Consider the following 19,590-nt stretch of genomic DNA (forward strand, 5'->3'; position numbering starts at 1 on the left):
ATGGCGCACGGCGTTGCCTCGACGCGCATGTACAACGCCACGCCGGCAGTGGCCGAGGCGTGGCAGCGGCTGTTCGTGCAGGTCTTCGCCGATCTCGACTGGCCGGTGCGTGTGATTCCGCACGCCTGGCCGGCCTCCCTGAAGGCGCTGTGGCAGCGGCGCGACCTGGTATGCGGCTTCATGTGCGGACTGCCGTTCGCGGAACACGTCGCGCCCGTGGTGCCGCTGGTGGCGCCGGTGCCGGCGGTGGAGGCGTACGGCGGGCTGCCGCGCTATCGGAGCGAACTGCTGGTGCGGCGCGAATGCGGCTGGCGCAGCCTGCCCGATACCTTCGGGCAGCGCTTCGGCTGGATGGTGCCGCATTCGCAGTCGGGCTATCAGGCGGCGCGGCTGCTGCTGGCCCCGTACGCGGGAGAGTCGGGCAGCGCGCTGTATTCGGCCTCGGTCGGCCCGCTCGACACGCCGCCGCGCGTGCTGGAGGCGCTGCAGGGGCGACAGATCGACGTGACCGCCCTCGACAGCTATTTTCTCGAACTCGTACGAAAGCATGAGCCGGCGTGGCTGGCCGGGGTGGACACCATCGCCGTCACGCCGTGGACGCCGATCCCGCTACTGGTAGCCGCCCAGACCCTGCCGGCGCCGGACCGGGAGCGGCTCGTGGACAAGCTGTGCAGCCTGCACGAGGACGCCCGCTACGCCGGGTTGCTTGAGGCGGTGGTGGTGCAGCGCTTCGTCGTGCCCGACGTGGCCGCCTACGACAGCCTGCCGCTGGCAGCGGCAGGGGCGACGCAGTATCCGGAGATCCGCTGACGGCGTCTCGGGCTATTGCGCGCCCGGCACATCCCGCTGCGGCACGCCGTCGTACGTCCAGATGAACTGGCGGGGGATCGGGCCCTTGTTGCGGCCGCCTTGCTGGGTTTGTTCCCAGGCGTGGGAGAGGATGCCGACCGAGCGCGACAGGCAGAACAGGCCGCGCGCGAGCGGGGCCGGGAAGCCCAGTTCGGCATAGATCACCGCCGTGGCGCCGTCGATATTCATCGGAATCGGCTTCGCCCGGCCGGCGCCGAGCGCCTGCTCCACCGCGCGGGCGATGCCCGCGTAGCGGCCGGAGACCACACCGGCGGCGGCCGCCTGATCCACCAGCGCCAGCAGGCGCGGCGCACGCGGGTCGAGCGGGTGGAAGCGGTGCCCGAAACCCGACACAAACTTGCCGCGCAGCTCCCGGTAGGCCTGCAGCGCCGCCGCCACGGCTGCCTCGCGCGTGGCGCCGGCATCCTCGCGCTGCGCCACGTCCTGATACAGCTCCACCGCCTGCTCGCCGGCGCCGCCGTGCACGTCGCCCAGCACGTTCACGGCCGATGCCATCGCGTTGTTCAGCCCCACGCCGCACGTGGCCGCCATGCGCGCAATCGCGATGCTCGGCGCCTGCGGGCCATGGTCCACCGCCGCCATCAGCGCGGCGTCGAGCAATTCGCCCTGGCCGGGCCCCGGCAGGTCGCCGCGCAGCATCAGCCAGATCATCTGGGCGAAGGAGACATTGCCAATCAGTTGCTCGATGGGGTAGCCGCGATAGCGGATCTCGCCCGGCTTCATGTCGATGATTTCGGTGTGCCACCAGTCCTGCGAGGCCTGCTGGCCGGCGTCGATCGTCTTGTCGCTCATAGCGCGCGCTCCTGTTTCAGGGTGTCGATGTCGGCGTCGGCGTAGCCGAGTTCGACGAGGATGTCGCGGGTGTGCTGGCCCAGTTCGGGTGGCGGGGTGTCCACGGCGGGTGCCTGCCCGTTGACCTTGAAGCCGGTGCGCACCAGCCGGATGTCGCGGCCCACGCCGGGCACATCGGGGAAATCGCCGATCATGCCGCGGTCGCGCACCTGCGGATGGGCCAGCGTGTCGGGCACGTTCAGCACCGGCCCGGCCGGCACGCCGGCCTCGTTCAGCCATTGCCACCAGACCGTGGCGGGCTCGCGGGCCAGTTCCGCCTCAAGCGCCTCGGTCAGCGCGCGGCGGTTGGTCAGCCGGGCCTGGCGCTGCGCGAAGCGTGCATCGGTGGCCAGTTCGGGGCGGCCCAGCACGCGGCACACGGCCTCGAACTGCTCCTGCTTGTTCGCGGCGATGTTGAGCAGGCCGTCGCCGGTGCGGAAGGTGCCGGACGGGCTGGCCGTCATGTTCTCGTTGCCCATCGGCGAGGGCGCCTTGCCGGCGATCAGGTGGTTGGAGACCACCCAGCCCATCGTGGCGAGCGTGGCTTCCAGCATCGACACGTCGAGGAAATAGCCCTCGGTGCGCGTGGTGTCCGCCAGCGACGCCGCGATGGCGAAGGCCGCCGTGATGCCGCCGATGGTGTCGGAGACCGGATAGCCCACGCGGTACGGCGCGGTTTCCGGGTCGCCGGTGATGCTCATCACGCCCGACATGCCCTGGATGATCTGGTCGTAGGCAGGCAGGTCCGAGAGCGGGCCGTCCTGGCCGAAGCCCGAAATCGCGCAGTAGATCAGGCGCGGATTCACGGCCTTCAGGTCTTCATGGCCAAGGCCGAGCCGCTTCATCACGCCGGGCCGGAAGTTCTCGACCAGCACATCGGCGCTGGCCACGAGCTTGCGGAACACCTCCTTGCCGCGCGCGTGCTTGAGGTTGAGCGTGATCGAGCGCTTGCCCGGGTTCTGGGCGAGGAAGGACACGCCCATCAGGCGCTGGTTCAGGTCGGCATCGGCGCCAAGCTGGCGCGCGAGGTCGCCGGTGCCCGGCGTCTCCACCTTGATCACCTCCGCGCCCATGTGCGCCAGCTGATGGCAGCAGAACGGGCCGGCCAGCACGTTGGTGAGGTCGAGCACGCGGATGTTGCGGAGCGGCTTGTTCGGTTGCGGTTGCGGGTGCGGTTGCATGACGGGTCCTGCCTTGAAAAGATTACTCAGCCTTGGCGCCGGACTCACGCACGATGGTGCCCCAGCGCGTGTTCTCGGCCTTGATGACGCTGGCCAGGTCGGCGGGGCTGCCGCCGCGCGGCTCGCTGCCTTCCTCGCGCAGCCTGGCCACGGTGTCCGGGTCCTTCAGGGCCTTGTTCACCTCGGCGTTCAGGCGTTGCACCACCTCGGCGGGCGTGCCGGCGGGCGCCACGAGCGCCTTCCAGTCCTCGGCCTGGAAGCCGGCGTAGCCCTGTTCGGCCACGGTGGGCACGTTGGGCAGCAGCGGCAGGCGCTTGGCGGAGGTCACGGCCAGCGCGCGCAGCTTGCCGGCCTTGAGCATCGGCAGGGCGATGGGCGGCGTGGCGAAGTAGAAGTCGGTCTGGCCGCCCATCAGGTCGGTCAGCGCCGGGGAGGCGCCCTTATACGGCACGTGCAGCGCCTTGATGCCGGCGCGGCGCTGGAACATCTCGCCGGTCAGGTGGCCCACGGTGCCGGTGCCGGCCGAGGCCATCGACAACTGCTTGGCCTTGCCCGCCGCCACCAGATCGGCCAGCGTCTTGAACGGCGCATCCTGCCGCACGATCACCACCACCGGCTGGGCGGATACCAGCACCACGGGCGTGAAGTCGCGGACGGCGTCGTACGGCATCTTGGGATAGAGCGACGGATTGATGGCGAGGTTGGCGGTCTGGCCCATGCCGACCGTGTAGCCGTCCGCGCGGGCCTTGGCCACCGTATCCAGCCCGATATTGCCGCCGGCGCCGGCGCGATTCTCGACCACCACGGTCCAGTGCGTGGCCGCCCCGACCTTGTTGAAGACGAGGCGCGACAGCACGTCCGTGCCGCCAGCCGGCGGGAACGGCACCACCAGCCGCACGGGCTGGTTCGGCCAGGCATCGGCGGCCAGCGCGGCGGGAGCGCCGGTCAGCAGCGGGGCCGCAAGCAGCGTCACCGCCAGCGCGCGGGCCGGCAACGGAAGGCTGGAACGGAGGCGGGAACGAAGGCGGGAACGGATCGGGGCGGAACGGAACATGCGGGTGTCTCCTGCGGTTTTCGTGTGTCCGGATGTGCTTTGAGAAGTTCTGTAAGATAGAACATCGATCTTAAAGAAGGAACACGCGAAGGATAGGAGGACGCGACGGGGCATGTCAAGTCGGCAATGACGAGGGGGTGGGCATGGCCATTGCGTCTGCCTGAGCCGTCCGGCTCCACTACAATAGCGGCCCAGAATTGAAAGGTAGGCAGAACAATGTCCCACGCTTGCGGTCTCGACTTCGGCACGTCCAACTCCACGGTAGGCTGGCTGCGCCCCCACCAGCCGGTGCTGTTGCCGCTGGAAGATGGCAAGACCACGCTCCCGTCGGTGATCTTCTTCCATGCCGAGGACCCGCTGGTCAGCTATGGGCGCGCCGCGCTGGGCGACTATCTGGCCGGCTACGAGGGCCGGCTGATGCGCTCGCTCAAGAGCCTGCTCGGCACGTCGATGATGGACGACAGCACCGAGGTCATGGGCCAGGCCATGCCCTTCCGCCAGCTGCTGGCCCATTTCATCGGCGAACTGAAACGCCGCGCCGAACTGGCGGCCGGCACCACGTTCACCAAGGCGGTGCTGGGCCGGCCAGTGTTCTTTATCGACGAAGACCCCAAGGCCGATCAACTGGCCGAGGACACGCTGGGCGAGATCGCCCGCGCGGCGGGCTTCCAGGAGATCGCGTTCCAGTACGAGCCGATTGCCGCCGCGTTCGACTACGAGGCCGGCATCTCGGGTGAGGAACTGGTGATGGTGGCCGACATTGGCGGCGGTACGTCCGACTTTTCGCTGGTGCGGCTGTCACCGGACCGCGCCAAGAAGCTCGACCGCAAGGCCGACATCCTGGCCAACGGCGGTGTCCATATCGGCGGGACCGACTTCGACCGCGCCCTGAGCCTGGCCAGCGCCATGCCGCTGCTGGGGCTGGGCAGCCAGCTACGCAACGGCAAGGAAATGCCGTCGAGCCAGTATTTCGATTTGGCGAGCTGGCACACCATCAACCTGCTCTACACGCGCAAGGCGTGGTCGCTGGTGATGGATAACTACCGTGACGCCGCCGAGACCGAGAAGCTGGACCGCCTGATCCGGCTGATCAAGGACCGCGCCGGCCACTGGCTCGCCATCCAGGTAGAGGCGGCCAAGATCGCGCTGTCCGAGGAAGAAAAGACCTGGGTGGACCTGCACCGCATCGCCCCGGACACCCAGCTGCTGATTACGCGCGATGACTTCGATGGCGCCATCGCCAAGCTGGTGACGAAGACCGAGAGCACGGTACGCCACATGCTGGACACAGCCGGCGTGACGGCGGATCAGGTCGATACGATCCTGTTCACCGGCGGCTCCAGCAGCGTGCCGCTGCTGCGCCAGCGCCTGGCGGAACTGCTGCCGGGCGCCAAGCGCGTGGAAGGGGATCTGTTCGGCGGCATCGGCTCAGGCCTCGCGCGCGATGCGGCGCGGAAGTTTGGCTGAGTTGGTTGGCCGGTCGCCGGTTAGGACGAGTCCTAAGCCAGCGCCGACGCAGGCAAGCCGAATTCCTCGCCCAGCGCCCGGCGGGCGGCTTGCAGCGCGCGGCGGGCTRCCGCGGCGTCCTGGCCCAGGCGCAGCAGGCCGGGCAGGTGATGGGGGGCCTTGAGCAGGCCGATGAGGATGGCGCCGATATCGGTGCTGCCATCGGCGCCCATGCCGGCCACGGCCAGCGGTGGCACGGGGCGGTCGGCCGGGTCCACCACCACGCGCAGCGCGGTGAAGGGCAGGCCGTGCGCGCGGGCTATGCGGGCGGCGATGTGCGATTCCATGTCTACCGCCAGCGCGCCGTGCAGGCCATGCAGCGCGGCCTTGTCCGCCACGGTGGTCACGGCGGTGTCGGCGCCGGCCAGCAGGCCGGGCACCGCCTGCGGCAGCGCGCGGCGTAGGGCGGCGCTCCAGAACGGGTCGGTGCGGAACGATTCGGCGCCAGCGCGCACGCCGGTGGCCACGATGACCGTGCCCGGCGGCAGCGTCGGGTCGAGCCCGCCCGCCACGCCAAAGCTGATCACCCCCGCGAAGCCGCCCGCGCGGCCATGCTTCAATGCCTGGTCGAGGGCCCGCGCCAGCGCGGCGTCACGGCGGCCGTACAGCGTTTCGATACCGGGGCCGGCTGCGATCTGCGCCTCGAAGCGCATGCCGCTCACCGCCAGCACCGGGGCGTGGGCGGGGCTCACAGGCCCCACGCCACGGCGTGGTTACCCTCGCGCAGCAGGTTGCGGAAGCGCGCCAGCGCCCACAGCGGGAAGAAGCGTGCATAGCCGTGGTAGCGCAGGTAGAACACGCGCGGGAAGCCCACGGCCGTGAAATACGGCTCGTCCCAGAAACCATGGCTGGCCTGCGTGCGCAGCAGGAATTCCACGCCGCGCACCACCGCCGGATGGTCGCCGGCGCCGGCTGCCATCAGGCCCAGCATGGCCCAGGCGGTCTGCGAGGCCGTGCTCGGCGCGCGCTCGTAGCCGCGATAGGCGATCTTGTAGCTGTCGCCCGACTCGCCCCAGCCGCCGTCCGGGTTCTGGATCGACAGCAGCCACTTGGCCGCGCGCTGCACTTCGGGCGCGTTGGCGCCGATGCCGGCGGCGTTCAGGCCGCACAGCGCGCTCCACGTGCCATAGATATAGTTGGTGCCCCAGCGGCCGAACCAGCTGCCGTCCGCTTCCTGCTCGTCCAGCAGGTAGCGCAGCGCGCGCGCGGCGGGCTCGCTGTTGGCCGGCATCTGGCCGAGCTGGCAGAGCATGGCCAGGCAGCGCGCCGAGACATCGGCCGTGGGCGGGTCCAGCAGCGCGCCGTGGTCGGCGAACGGGATGTTGTTCAGGTAGAGATGGGTGTTCTCGGGCTCGAAGGCGCCCCAGCCACCGTTGCTGCTCTGCATGCCGACGACCCACTCGCAGGCACGCGCCACGGCGGTCTTGTAGCGGTCGGTCCGGTCGCCCTTGTCGGCGCGGTCCATCGCGGCGGCCACCACGGCGGTGTCGTCCACGTCCGGATAGTGGGCATTGGCGTACTGGAAGGCCCAGCCGCCGGGCCGCACGTCCGGGCGGCGCACGATCCAGTCGCCCTTGAGGTCGAGTTCCTGCAGCGGCACCAGCCAGTCCAGGCCGCGCACGGCGGCGGCGATGGCGCGCGGCTCGCCCACTTCCAGCAGCGCGTGGCTGGCCAGCGAAGTGTCCCAGACCGGCGACAGGCACGGCTGGCAATAGGCTTCATCGTCGCGGACGACCAGCAGCTTGTCGATCGAGCGGCGCGCGATGGCGCGGTCCGGGTCGCTCTCGGGCACGCCGAGCACGTCGAACATCAGCACCGAGTTGACCATCGCCGGGAAGATGGCGCCGAGGCCGTCTTCGCCGTTCAGGCGCTCCACGGTGAACGTGCGGGCGCGCTCGATGGCCCGCGCGCGCAGGCTGCGCGGGAACAGCGGCTCGGCCACGCGCACCACGGCGTCCAGCGCGCGGAACACGCCCACCCAGAGCGGGCTCTGGTGCGGCGCGCGCGCCGGCAGCCGGGTGGACTGGGCCGGGCGCAGGAACAGTTCGTCGATGCCGATCTTGCGCGGGTTGCGCGCCCGCGGACGCAGGCTGTTCAGCACCAGCAGCGGCACGATCACCGTGCGCGCCCAGTACGAGACCTTGGAGAGATGGAACGGGAACCACTGCGGCAGCAGCATGATTTCCACGGGCATCATCGGCACGGCCTGCCACGGCATCACGCCGTACAGGGCCAGCAGGGTGCGCGTGAAGACGTTGCTCGCCTCGGCGCCGCCCATCCCGTGGATGGCGGCGCGGGCGCGGCGCATGTGCGCGGCCTCGGGGTCGTCCCCGGCCATCTTGAGCGCGAAGTAGCCCTTCACGCTGGCGCTGATGTCGGAGGCGCCCGCGTGGAACAGCGGCCAGCCGCCATCGGCGTTCTGGATGCGGCGCAGGTAGTTGGCGATCTTGCCCTCGAGCACCGGGTCGGCCTGCTCGCCGAGGTAATGCACCATCAGGATGTATTCGGCCGGGATGGTGGCGTCGGCTTCCAGCTCATAGACCCAGTGGCCATCGGCCTGTTGCTGGGCGAGCAGGGTATCCACGGCATGGGCGATGCCGGCGTCGAGCGGGTCCGGCAGGGCAGGCTGGGCGAGCCGGTTCACGCTGGCGGCCAGCGCGTCGGTGGTGGCGAATTCGGGGCGGGTGATCGTTGCGGCCTGGTTCATCAATTCTGGGGGCACTTCTCTCTCTGCGGATGGCGCGCCGGGCGGCGGCCCATCCTCTTCCATATTAGGTGTGTCGGGTCAGGCAATGGCATGCCGGAGCAGGATCCACACGAGCTTGGCCTTGGGCACGCGCACACGCGTGCGCGGCGGCTGCCAGCCACGCGCCAGCAGGCGCGTGAGAATGCCGTGGTAGACCTCGAACATGATGCGCGGCGAGCGCACCACGCGCGCCGGGCAGCGCGCCATGATGGCGGCGGAGGCGTCGTAGTGAGCCTGCGCTTCCCGCGCCAGGCCCTGGCAGACCGTGCCGATGGCGGGGTGATGGATCACCGCGTGCGGCGTGCCGATCGGGATGCCGGCGGCGGCCAGCGCCTCGGCGGGCAGGTACAGGCGGCCGATGCCGGCGTCCTCGTCGATATCGCGCAGGATATTAGTCAGCTGCAGCGCGCGGCCCAAATGGTGCGCCAGCGCAATGCCGGGTGCTTCGTCGATGCCGAACACGCGTACGGCCAGCCGGCCCACGGCGCTGGCCACGCGGTCGCAATAGGTGTCCAGCGTGGCGGCGTCCGGCGCGACGATGGTCGACACGACGTCCATGATCATGCCGTCGATGACGTCGCAGAAGTCTTGCTGCTGGAGGTTGAATGCCTGAATCTGCACATTCAGCGGCTCAAGCGCGGCGGGCGCCCGGCCGGCGTAGCAGGCGGCGATGTCCGCGCGCCATTGCTCGAGCGCGGCCAGACGGTCGGCGTGCTGGGTGTCGCCATCGGCAATATCGTCCACGGCGCGGCAAAACGCGTAGATCTCGAACATGGCCTGCCGCTGGGAGGCGGGCAGGATGCGCATGGCCGTGTGGAACGAGCTGCCCGATGACACGGCGGCTCCCGCGAGCGGGGCGCCTGGCGTTGCGATTTCAGTACCGGCCACGGGTTTCCTCGGCACGCTTGTCGGGTCCGCGGGGCCTGTCAGACGCCGTCCGGTGGACTGCCATGGAAACTGCGGGATGGCGCTGAGCGGACGGAGCCGCGGGCGGGGCGCGGATTCGGAGTTTTTTGAAGTCGGGCGATTATAACAACTTCATTGCAAGCGAGCGATGTGGCGAAATCCGCACTATATGTGGATGGACGATCACTCTTGCGGCGTGGACTCGCGTACCGGCGCTGCCCGGCGGTGCATCGGCCAGATAACCTGGGCGGCCTCGCCGTCCAGGCGGTAGGCGTGGCAGGTATCCAGCACCCAGGGCTGGGGCAGCGGGGTGCTGCCGTGGAGCTTGGTGTGCCAGGGCGTTTCCTCGCGCTGGATCGACATCATGGTCTGCATCGCCGTGGTGGCCAGCGGGCCGAGCAGGTCGGTCAGGTGCGTGCAACCGCGCACGCCGGCCAGCCGTTGCCGGGCTGCCTGATGAAAGCCCTTGCCGATGTGCAGCCCGATCAGGGTGGCGTAGGCGGCGTTGATCTCGGCGCAGTAAGGCGTGGGGCCGGTCTCGGTACGGGCGGCGAAGTGGTGGATCACCATGCCGGCATCGACGGTCATGGTCAGGTGCATCCGGTGCAGGTGGCCGCCGGCGGGCAGGTCGGTGAACGGCAGCTCGGTGGCGACGGCGGAGATGTCCTGCATCTCGGCCTCGATGTCGTAGCGCCCATCGTCGCGCAGGTAGCCGCGGCACAGGATGCTGCGGGTATGCCGCAGCGTACGGCCGGGGGGCGTGGTGGCGTCTGGTACGGCGTTGGCCATGGTCGTCATCCTTGGGACTGTGGGGGTCTGTCAGGGATGATGCCGTTCCCGGGGGGGTGGGGGTCCCCCCAAGAACGGGTGGCCGGGGGGCGGTCAGAAGATCTGGCGCACGCCGATCGTGACGCCGACCATGTTCTGCTGGCCAGACATGGTCGGGTACTTGAAGGCGTAGGCCGTGGCCAGGCCGTCGAAGCTCAGCCCGCCGTTGTGGGCGTAGCCGACCGACATATAGACGTCGGTGCGCTTGCTGAAGTTGTAGGTGGTGGTGAAGGTGACCTGCTGCATATTGGGCGGATTGGTCTCGGCTGCTGTGGCCGTGGCGCGCGCGCCCTTCACGTCCGCGTAGTAGTAGGCCAGCGAGAGGCCCCAGGCCGGCGTGGCCTGGTAGTTCACGCCCGCCCACCAGTAGTCGTCACGCAGCAGCGTGGCGCCGCTGGCGAACTCGCCCTTGTTGTAGCGATAGCCAAGCGTGAACTTGAACGGGCCGGTGTTGTAGAGGCCCGCCGCGCCGAGCTTGGTCATCTTGCCCGGTGCGCCGACCTGCGCCGCCGGGCGCCATTCGTCGGCAGCAATCGCCAGGCCCAGGCCGGTGCCGTTCAGGTACATCAGCGAGGCGCCGTAGCCGGTGTTGTCCTTGAAGTTGCCCGGCACCTCGCCGGCGCCGCCGTTGGCCAGGGCGATGGCGGCGTTCTGCACGGCCACGCCGGTGCCGAACGAGAAGTGCGCGGCGGCCTGGATCGGGCCCCACTTGCCGATGTACTTGGCCATGTTGTCTTCGCGGTAGTTCAGGCCCATCCACCAGATGCCCGGCTCGTACGTGGCGGCGAAGCGCATCGGCGCGAAGTTGGCCATGCCCTCGAAGAACGAGGTGTACTGGCGGCCGAAGGTCAGCTTGCCGAAGGCATCGTTCTGCAGGCCGACGAACGACTGGCGATTGAACAGCGGTACGCCCTGCAGGGAACCGCTATCCCACTGGAAGCCACTTTCGAGCACGAACAGCGCCTGGTTGCCGGCGCCGAGGTCTTCCACACCACGCAGGCCCCAGCGCGAGGCGGACAGACCGCCCACGGAGGGCATGCCGACGCGGCTGCCGCCCTGGTTGGGCGTGGCGGCCGAGGCGGCGACCCGGTTGACGTACTCGATGGAACCATCGACCACGCCATACAACGTGACGCTCGTCTGCGCATGGGCCGTGATCGCGAGCGGGGCCAGCGCTGCCAGGGTAATGAACTTCCGTTTCATGCTTGAGGGTCTCCTTATCGTTCTAGGAACCAGCGCATTGGCTGGCTGCGCGTCCGCTTTCACGGCGCACGCACAGTAAAGCGCGGATGCCCTTCAAACCTGCCCACTCCCGATGGGCGGACTGTGGCATTTGCGCACTACCCATCCGTGCAGACCCTTACCTCCTTCGCACGCTGTCTTGCCCAACACCGCCCAAAAAAAATCCGACCCTGAGGTCGGAGTAAAGGCCATCGCCGGAACCGACATCCAGCGATGGAGGGCCTGTTCAGGAAAGCTTCAGCGGTACAGCGGGGCCGCATGCCGGGCGGGTACCACGGCCCAGACGGCAAACGGTTCGAACGGGGGCACGCGCCGCACCCATTGCGTGGCGCAGGTGCCGCAGCGATACCGGCATTCGGCCGCCCCATGGGGCCGGGGCGGCTCGTTGACGCCGTCCCGCGCCAGTTCGGCATGCGGGGTATAGCGGCGGATGTCCTGGCGCAGGTCGTCGCAGTCGCCACACATGTCGGGCGCGACGGCTGGCGATGTCGATGGCGCTGCCACAGACGTCGCCGGGGTGTCGTCGCGCATCGGACGGCTGCCCGGCGCGCGGCTCCATCGCTGCACGCTGGCCCAGTAGAGCGCGCGCAGGGCGCGGTCCGTGGTGCCGGCGGCGGTGCGCCGGCCGATCTCCAGATGCCCCTGCTGGAGCAGCCCCTGCTCCGCGCCGCAGGCCAGGCAGACCAGTTGCCGCCGGCCTTGCGCCTGCCGGATCCACTGGTCGAGCAGCCGCGCGCGCGAGGCCGCCGCATCGCGGCTGGGCATGCCATGCCGCGCCAGCGTGCGGTCCAGTTCATCGCGCACCGCGCGCACCTCCGCGATCAGGGCGGACAGCTTCGGCTGGAGGCGCCCGGCCGGTTGCGGCGCGGCGCCGCGTTGGGTTGCACTCGCCATCACAACGCTCCGCTCAAGCCTTGGCGGAAGAACGCCAGACGCTGGCGGCGCCTTGCGCCAGCCCGGCCGCGATTTCGGCCGTATGCTGACCGTGCGTCGGGATGGCGCCGGGCTGGCGCGCTTCGCCGTCGAAGCGCGGCGCCGGCGCGGCCTGGAGCCGGCCTTCGCTCTCCACATAGACGCCACGCGCCACGTTGTGCGGGTGCCTGGCCGCTTCCTCGGGGCTCAGCACCGGGCCGAAGCAGACGTCCGTGTTCTCCAGCAGCGCGCTCCATTCGGCGCGGGTGCGGCTGGCGAACAGTTCCGCGAAGTGCCGGTGCAGTTCCGGCCAGCGCTTGCGGTCCCACTGCCGTGCGAAGCGCGGATCCTCGGCCACGCCGAGCTTTTCCAGCAGCAGCGCGTAGAACTGCGGCTCGATCGACCCGACCGTGATGCAGTGCCCGTCCGCGCAGCGGTAGGTGGCGTAGAAATGCGAGCTGTCGAAGATGTTGTCGCCGCGCTGGCCGGTGACGAAGCCCTTGGCCTGCGTGGCGAGCAGCAGTTGCAGCATGTGCGCCGAGCCGTCGACGATGGCCGCATCGACCACCGTGCCCTTGCCCGTGGCGCGCGCGTTGAGGATGCCGGACAGCAGGCCAATCGCCAGATACAGCGCGCCGCCGCCGATGTCGCCCACCACGGTGATGGCGGAGGAGGGCGGCTCGACCGGCCCGCCGTTGTAGTACAGCGCGCCCGACAGCGAGATGTAGTTGTTGTCGTGCCCGGCGGCCTGCGCCATCGGGCCGGACTGGCCCCAGCCGGTCATCCGGCCGTAGACCAGGCGGGGATTGCGCGCGTGGCAGGCATCGGGGCCCAGGCCCAGGCGCTCCATCACGCCGGGGCGCATGCCTTCGATCAGCGCGTCGGCGTCCTCGATCAGGCGCAGCACCAGTTCGCGGCCTTCCGGCGTCTTGAGGTCGGCCACGACCGAGCGCTTGCCGCGGTTGATCACGTTGCCTGCGGGGGGTGGCGTGCCCGTACCCGTGCCCGCGGGCAGGCTGCGTTCCACCGCGATCACATCCGCGCCGAGGTCTGCCAGATGCATGGCGCAAAACGGCCCCGGGCCAATACCGCAGATTTCCACGATCCTGATGCCAGACAACATGTGTTTCTACCGTTGGATGAAAGGAGGGGCCTAGGTTACGGTCAGGCCCTCCCACCCCCTCCCCCCCGCATCGGGTAGGTAGCGGGGTCAGTCCAGCCGGGCGCCCGTGCTCATCACCAGCCGCTGTTGCACCGGGTACATCGCCTCGTAGTTGGCCAGCGCCTGCTTGCTGCTGTTGCCGATCGGCTCCATGGCGATGGCGCGCATGCGGGCGCGGATCGGCTCCGAGGCAATCGCGGCGCGTGCAGCACTTTCCAGCTTTTCGACGACCGGGGCGGGCGTGTTGGCCGGCACCATCATCACCACGCGGCCGGTGACCTGGAACTCCGGATCGGTCAGGCCGGCCTCGGCCAGCGTCTGCACGTTGGGCAGGCCGGGCAGGCGGCGGTCCGACGCCACCGCCAGCACCTTGAGCTTGCCGGTTTCGACGAACGGCTTGGCGGCGAAGGCGGAGACGAAGGCGAGGTCGATCTGGCCGCCCACGAGGTCCTGGATCATCGGTGCCTCGCCCTTGTAGGCTACGTGCGTGATGTCGGCCTTGCGCGTGCGGGCCAGGTGCGAGCTGACCAGATGGCCGTAGGAGCCCACCCCCCACGAGCCGAAGCTGGCGTGGTGGTGCGCGGTCCAGTCCAGCAACTCCTTCATGTCCTTGGCCGGCACGTTCGGGCTGGCCACCAGCAACACGCCGGCGGTGCAGATCTCGGTGACGAAGGCCAGTTCCTTGCGGGTGTCGTACGGCAGCTTCGTATACAGGAACTGATTGTTCAGGATCGCCTGGGTCAGTGTGATGCTGACCGTGTAGCCATCGGCAGGTGCCTTGGCCACCACATTCGTGCCGATCATGCCGGACGCGCCGGGACGGTTTTCGACGATGACCGGCTGGCCGAGGCGCTTGCCCATGTCATCGGCCAGCGCGCGCGAGACAATGTCGGCGGCGCCGCCCGGGGTGAACGGCAGGACGAAGGTGATCGGGCGGTTGGGGTAGGGCGCTTGCGCCGCCGCGGCCTGGGCGAGGCATGCCAGTACGAGCATGCAGGTCTTCTTGAACATCGTGTCTCCTGGTCGGCGCGGTCAGGCCGCGCATCGTGATTTTTGGCGCTGCGGCGGGAAGGGGATCCCTGCCGCCGACGCCATCATGCACGGCGCCTGCGCGTCACGACCCACCCGGTCCGGGTGGACGTTGGGGAGGCCCGGGCCCCCGTGCGCGCCGGAAACCCAGGCGCGGCGCGGCCTCCAGACTGACCCCGATGGTCCGGCCGGTGGCGCGTCTCTATAATGCGGACTTCCCATCGCGCAGAACTCCTGCCTGGGTGACGAGCCCGGCACAATCGACACACATGTCTTCGTATGACCCGGCGCCGAAGCCATTGTCGGAGGCTTCCGCGCGCAACTTCGAGCCCATCGCCGGTACCAAGCTGGTACCGCCACGGCCCGCCCGCCGCCCGCTGGCGCGGGAGGCCCTTGCGGCGCGCCTGCTCGAAGCGCGGCACAAGCGCTGCGTAATCGTTCAGGGGCCGGCCGGGTGCGGCAAGACGTCCGCGCTCGTCAGCTGGCGTCAGTCGCTGGTGTCGCTCGGCTTCGAGGTGGCGTGGCTGTCCTTGTCCGAGGAGGACGACGATCCGGCCCGCTTCTTCGATTGCCTGCTCGCCAGCATCGGCTTGATCGATGCCGACATCGTCCGCGACGCGGCGTCGCTGGTGGGCGACGGCAGCGATGCCTCGGCCATCGAGCATTGGGTGGTCACGCTGATCGAGGCCATTGCCGCGCAGCCCCGCGACCTCGTGCTGATCCTGGACGATGTGCACCTCCTAGAGGACGCCCGCATCTGGCAGATGCTGCAATGGCTGTTCGACTATGCGCCGCCGCACCTGCACATCGTGCTCTGTTCGCGCGCCGCGTTGCCGCTCTCGCTGGCGCGGCTCGATTCGCAGGGACTGGTGGCCACGCTGGACCTGCGCGACCTGCGCTTCAGCCCCGAGGAGTCCGAAGCCTACCTGCGCGACCAGCTCGGCGAGATCTCGCCGCGTGACGCGCGCCGTCTGCACGAGCTGACCGATGGCTGGATCGCCGGCCTGCAGCTGTTTGCGCTCGACATCAAGGCCAAGCACGGCACCGGCACGCCGGGCTTCTTCCCCGGTTCCACCAGCACGCTGCGCGACGCCAGCGCCTTTGCCGATTATTTCGAGCACGAGGTGCTGCGCCAGCTTGGCACGGACGACCAGGAACTGCTGACCTGCGTGGCCATCTGCAGCCGCTTCTGCGCGCCGCTGTGCGCCACGCTGGTGGGCGAGCCGCGCGCCGTGGCGCGCATGACCACCCGGTTGGTGCGGCTGGACAGCAGCAACCTGTTCATCATCCAGGTCAGCGGCCACGACCATGAAAGCTGGTATCGGCTGCACCCGCTGTTGCGCGAGGTGCTGCTGGCGCGCGTGGCGCGCATGCCGCAGGCCCGGCAGCATGCGCTGCACGCGGCGGCGTGGCGCTGGTTCGAGCAGCGCGGGCAGGTGGAGGAGGCGGTCCGGCACGCGGTGATGGCCGGCGAGGCCGGCGCGGCGGCCGACGCCATCCAGACCTGCGCGCCCGAGTTGCTTGCGCGCGGTAGTTTCCGCCAGTTGAGTGGCCTGCTGCGCCTGCTGCCCGTCGCGCAGATCGAGTCGCGCTTCGCGCTGCAGCTGATGCAGGCCCACGTGGATTTGCGCTCGCTCAGGCTGGACGCCACCGCGCGGGCCATCCCCCGGCTGGAAGCCCAGGCCGCCGCGCTGGGCGCCCGCGAGCGCTTCGCGGTCATCGTGCTGCGCGGGGCCATGGCGCTGATGCGCGACGATATCGGCGCAGCAGTGGCCCTGCTGCCCGAACTCGAAGCCGCCCCGCCCGATGCCGACGATTTCGTGCTGACCTCGCGCGCCAACGTGCTGGGCTGGCTGCACATGCATCGGGGCGAGTACGAACGCGCCCGCCAGATACTGGCCGATGGCACGCATCACGGCGGTGGCGGCATGCTCAGCAACCTGATCGGGCGATGCCTGTCCGGCCTGAGCCTGTCGATCGAAGGCAGGATGCTCCAGGCCGAGCCCGTGTTCCGGCAGGTGCTGCACGAGGCCGACCAGCTTGGCGCCGAGTACGTCGGCGTGGCCCACATGGCGGCGGTGCTGCTGAGCGAGACGTTCTACGAACTCAACGAGATCGACGCCGTCTGCACGCTGCTGGAGCGGTGGATTGGCCAGCTGGAAACGGTGTCGGTGCCGGATGCGACGCTGCGCGCGCTGCTGATGCTGTCGCTGTCGCACCGCGTGGCTGGCCGGCGGCTGGAGGCCGCGGCCTGCCTGGACCGCCTGGAGGACTACGCGGTACGCAACAACCTCGACCGCCTGCTGGTGATGGCGCTCAACGTGCGCTCCCGCTGGCAGTTGCGCGAAGGCGAGACCGATCTGGCCGAGGCGACCATCGAGCGCGTGCGCAAGCTGGCCGCCGTCAACGCGGGCCGGACCGATGTGTGGGAGATCGCCGCGCACGCGCAGTTGGCCTGCATCGGCCTGTGCCTGCATCGGCATGATTTCGACGGGGCGCTGGCCCGGCTCCACCCGATGCTCTCCAGCCCGGTGCTGGCGTCGCGCGGCCGGCATGGCGCCATCGTCCATATGCAATGCGCGGTGGCCGAGAACGGCCGGGGCAATGGCCGTGCCGCGCGGGAACATCTGGTCGAGGCGCTGCGCCTGGGCCACCGGCTGGGCCTGCTGCGCAGCCTGCTCGATGCCACCTCGGGCGGCGTCACGCTGCTGCGCACGGTGCTGGCCGAAGGCACGCTCGATCCCGTACTGGCGTTTTATACGAAGCGGCTGCTCGAGGCATCGGGCCGCTGGCGCGAGCGCGAGGCGCCCGCCGCGCCGGCCCGCCGCTCCGCGCCGATCAAGGCCCTGAGCGAGCGCGAGACCGAGGTGCTGACCTTGATCTCCCAGGCGATGTCGAACAAGATGGTGGCGCGCACGCTGGCAGTCTCGCCCGAGACCGTGAAGTGGCACCTCAAGAATATCTTCATGAAACTGGGCGTGAGCGGACGCGACGAGGCGGTGGCGCTGCTGCGCGACCTCGCCGCCGATGCGCCCGCCAGCGGCAAGCCGTCCGCCAGCCGTCCGTCTTCCCAGTAGTTCCGCCGTACCGCTGCACCGCCACCCCCCACCCCCCCGTACCGGGGAGGGGTGACGCCGTCGCACCGCTGTAACGTCCAGATCCGTGGGCGGGCGTCCTTCCGGCATCTCTTTCGGCATGCCCGCCTGTTTGTCCGTCCCATCGCATTTAGAGGTTCAGCCATGAAAGCTGCGGTATTCCATCGTCCCGGCCAACCCCTCAGTATCGAGGACATCGCCATCGCCAAGCCCGGCCCGCGCGAGGTGCTGATTCGCACCCGCGCCGTCGGCGTCTGCCATTCCGACCTCCATTTCGTCGACGGCGTGTTTCCGCACCCGGCGCCGGTGGTGCTGGGCCATGAGGCCGCCGGCGTGGTCGAGCAGGTGGGCTCGGAGGTGCGCACCGTCAAGCCGGGCGACCACGTGGTGACCTGCCTGTCGGTCTACTGCGGCCACTGCGAGCACTGCCTGACCGGGCACCTGTCGCTGTGCGAGTCCCCCGACACCCGCCGGTCCAAGGGCGACGAGCCGCGCCTGGCCTACCAGCACAAGCCGATGCCGCAGTTCGCCAACCTGTCGGCCTTCGCCGAGCAGATGCTGGTGCACGAACACGCCTGCGTGGCGATCCGGCGCGACATGCCGCTGGACCGCGCCGCGCTGATCGGCTGCGCCATCACCACGGGCACCGGCGCGGTGGTCAACACCGCCAAGGTGGCGCCCGGCGAGACGGTTGCCGTGATCGGCTGCGGCGGCATCGGGCTGGCCGCGATCAACGGCGCGGCGCTGGCCGGCGCCGGGCGGATCATCGCCATCGACATGCTCGACAGCAAGCTGGAACTGGCGCGGCAGTTCGGCGCCACGGACCTGATCCAGGCGAAGGACATCGACGTGGTCGCGGCCGTGCGGGAGCTGACCGGGCAGGGCGTGCACCACGCTTTCGAGTGCATCGGCCTGAAAGCCACTGCCGAGCAGGCCTTCGGCATGCTGCGGCGTGGCGGTACCGCCACCGTCATCGGCATGATCAAGCCGGGCACCAAGCTGGAGATCGATCCGTTCCATCTGCTGTACGAGCGCCGCATCCAGGGCTCGATGATGGGGTCCAACCGCTTTCCGGTGGATATGCCGCGCCTCGTCGATTTCTACATGGCGGGCAAGCTGCATCTCGACCAGATGATTTCACGCCGCCTGCGGCTCGAGCAGATCAACGAGGCCTTCGACGAGCTGCGGCGTGGCGAACTGGCGCGCTCGGTGATCGTGTTCGACAGCTAAACCGCCCCGCACGTCCGCGCGGGGCTGCATTCCCACGACGATAAAACGAGGAGACAACCATGCAACCTGCAGCAACCGCCGTCGCCGAAGACGCGCCCCCCGCGCGGACCCCCGCCCAGGACACCGAAGCCTGGCCGTTTGGCGTGCGCCGCTCCACCCCGACGATCGGCGCCGAGATCACCGGCATCGACTTCGCCCGGCCGCTCGATGAAGAGACCCACCTCGCCCTGCGCCGCGCGCTGCTGCTGTACAAGGTGCTGTTCTTCCGCGACCAGCACATCACGCCGGCGCAGCACGTGGCCGCCGCGCGCCGATTCGGCGAGCTGGAGGTCCATCCGATGATCCCGCATCATCCGGAGCACCCGGAACTGGTGGTGTTTGGCCGTGACGGCAGCGCGCGTGGCCGCGAAAACCTCTACCACTCCGACGTGACGTGGCGCCAGGTGCCGTCGATGGGCTCGATGCTGCGCTGCGTGAGCTGCCCGGAGGTGGGTGGCGACACCATCTGGGTGAACATGGTGGCGGCGTACGAGAACCTGCCGGACGAGATCAAGACGAAGATCGCCCGACTGCGCGCCGTGCATGACGCCATGCCGACCTTCGGCCAGGCCCTCTCCGACGCCAAGGTCGAGGAACTGCGCAAGCTGTATCCGCCGATGGTGCATCCGGTGGTGCGCACCCATCCGGAGACTGGCGAGAAGATCCTGTTTGTCAATGAAGGCTTCACCACCCATTTCGACAACTTCAGCAAGGTGCAGCCGTACCGCATCGGCTCTGATTTCCGTCCCGCAGAGCTGGACCTGCTGCAATACCTGTTCCGCCAGGCCGCCGCGCCCGAGTATCAGGTGCGCCTGAAGTGGGAGCCGGACACCATCGCGCTGTGGGACAACCGCTCCACGCAGCACTATGCGGTGCAGGACTACTTCCCGGCGCCGCGCCATATGAACCGCGCCACCATCATCGGCGACCGCCCGGTCTGAGCGCGCGGGGCAGGGAAT

At 69.5% G+C, this 19,590-nt stretch carries 16 protein-coding genes; 5 read left to right on the forward strand and 11 right to left on the reverse strand.

Annotated elements, in window-relative coordinates; translation table 11 throughout:
• Positions 1-810, forward strand: a complete 810-nt coding sequence (locus tag AC1DFU_RS02740) for a phosphate/phosphite/phosphonate ABC transporter substrate-binding protein (RefSeq protein WP_441592865.1) — start codon at positions 1-3, stop codon at positions 808-810.
• 12 nt (positions 811-822) lie between these two features.
• On the opposite strand, the gene AC1DFU_RS02745 is transcribed toward AC1DFU_RS02740, so the two are convergent.
• Genes AC1DFU_RS02745 through AC1DFU_RS02755 form a run of 3 tightly spaced genes read right to left on the reverse strand, consistent with a single transcriptional unit; the run spans position 823 to position 3,936 of the window.
• Positions 823-1,662 carry a citryl-CoA lyase gene (locus tag AC1DFU_RS02745; protein ID WP_441592866.1) on the reverse strand — a complete coding sequence of 280 codons (840 nt, stop codon included), beginning with the start codon at positions 1,660-1,662 and terminating at the stop codon, positions 823-825.
• A complete protein-coding gene (locus tag AC1DFU_RS02750; RefSeq protein ID WP_441592867.1) occupies positions 1,659-2,882 on the reverse strand; it encodes a CaiB/BaiF CoA transferase family protein in 1,224 nt (407 codons plus the stop codon). The genes AC1DFU_RS02745 and AC1DFU_RS02750 overlap by 4 nt, the downstream gene beginning before the upstream one ends.
• Positions 2,883-2,904: 22 nt before the next feature.
• Positions 2,905-3,936, reverse strand: a complete 1,032-nt coding sequence (locus AC1DFU_RS02755; RefSeq protein ID WP_092297006.1) for a Bug family tripartite tricarboxylate transporter substrate binding protein — start codon at positions 3,934-3,936, stop codon at positions 2,905-2,907.
• A 216-nt stretch (positions 3,937-4,152) separates the two neighbouring features.
• Between AC1DFU_RS02755 and AC1DFU_RS02760 the strand changes: the two genes are divergently transcribed.
• The gene (locus AC1DFU_RS02760; RefSeq protein WP_092297010.1) at positions 4,153-5,403 is read left to right on the forward strand and encodes an Hsp70 family protein; all 1,251 of its coding nucleotides are present in this window, start codon (positions 4,153-4,155) and stop codon (positions 5,401-5,403) included.
• Positions 5,404-5,435: 32 nt separating this feature from the next.
• Here AC1DFU_RS02760 and AC1DFU_RS02765 read toward each other — a convergent pair whose 3' ends face one another.
• The 8 genes from AC1DFU_RS02765 to AC1DFU_RS02800 all read right to left on the reverse strand — a co-directional run bounded on the left by AC1DFU_RS02765 (position 5,436) and on the right by AC1DFU_RS02800 (position 14,249).
• On the reverse strand, positions 5,436-6,134 hold the full coding sequence (locus tag AC1DFU_RS02765) for a phosphorylase (protein ID WP_477159846.1): 699 nt from the start codon (positions 6,132-6,134) through the stop codon (positions 5,436-5,438).
• A complete protein-coding gene (shc, locus tag AC1DFU_RS02770; protein ID WP_441592868.1) occupies positions 6,131-8,149 on the reverse strand; it encodes a squalene--hopene cyclase in 2,019 nt (672 codons plus the stop codon). The genes AC1DFU_RS02765 and shc overlap by 4 nt, the downstream gene beginning before the upstream one ends.
• Positions 8,150-8,227: 78 nt before the next feature.
• Positions 8,228-9,076 (reverse strand): presqualene diphosphate synthase HpnD, encoded by an 849-nt coding sequence (hpnD, locus tag AC1DFU_RS02775; RefSeq protein ID WP_441592869.1) that lies wholly within the window; start codon positions 9,074-9,076, stop codon positions 8,228-8,230.
• A 201-nt stretch (positions 9,077-9,277) separates the two neighbouring features.
• Entirely contained in the window at positions 9,278-9,883 is a 606-nt protein-coding gene (locus AC1DFU_RS02780; protein ID WP_441592870.1) for a DUF2889 domain-containing protein, read from the reverse strand.
• 93 nt (positions 9,884-9,976) lie between these two features.
• Positions 9,977-11,125 (reverse strand): porin, encoded by a 1,149-nt coding sequence (locus tag AC1DFU_RS02785; protein WP_092297020.1) that lies wholly within the window; start codon positions 11,123-11,125, stop codon positions 9,977-9,979.
• 276 nt (positions 11,126-11,401) lie between these two features.
• The gene (locus AC1DFU_RS02790) at positions 11,402-12,058 is read right to left on the reverse strand and encodes a hypothetical protein (RefSeq protein ID WP_092297023.1); all 657 of its coding nucleotides are present in this window, start codon (positions 12,056-12,058) and stop codon (positions 11,402-11,404) included.
• Between the two features lie 13 nt (positions 12,059-12,071).
• A complete protein-coding gene (locus tag AC1DFU_RS02795; protein WP_441592871.1) occupies positions 12,072-13,199 on the reverse strand; it encodes a CaiB/BaiF CoA transferase family protein in 1,128 nt (375 codons plus the stop codon).
• 87 nt (positions 13,200-13,286) lie between these two features.
• A complete protein-coding gene (locus AC1DFU_RS02800) occupies positions 13,287-14,249 on the reverse strand; it encodes a tripartite tricarboxylate transporter substrate binding protein (protein ID WP_092297028.1) in 963 nt (320 codons plus the stop codon).
• A gap of 287 nt (positions 14,250-14,536) precedes the next feature.
• Here AC1DFU_RS02800 and AC1DFU_RS02805 point away from each other — a divergent pair, with 287 nt between their 5' ends.
• From AC1DFU_RS02805 to AC1DFU_RS02815, 3 genes are all read left to right on the forward strand, one after another.
• Positions 14,537-17,344, forward strand: a complete 2,808-nt coding sequence (locus AC1DFU_RS02805; protein WP_441592872.1) for a winged helix-turn-helix domain-containing protein — start codon at positions 14,537-14,539, stop codon at positions 17,342-17,344.
• 162 nt (positions 17,345-17,506) lie between these two features.
• Positions 17,507-18,592, forward strand: coding sequence for a Zn-dependent alcohol dehydrogenase (locus AC1DFU_RS02810; RefSeq protein WP_092297031.1), 1,086 nt, complete (start codon positions 17,507-17,509; stop codon positions 18,590-18,592).
• A 59-nt stretch (positions 18,593-18,651) separates the two neighbouring features.
• The gene (locus AC1DFU_RS02815) at positions 18,652-19,572 is read left to right on the forward strand and encodes a TauD/TfdA dioxygenase family protein (protein ID WP_441592873.1); all 921 of its coding nucleotides are present in this window, start codon (positions 18,652-18,654) and stop codon (positions 19,570-19,572) included.
• Positions 19,573-19,590: the final 18 nt, after the last annotated feature.

It is taken from the genome of Cupriavidus sp. 10L45, from assembly GCF_056395225.1.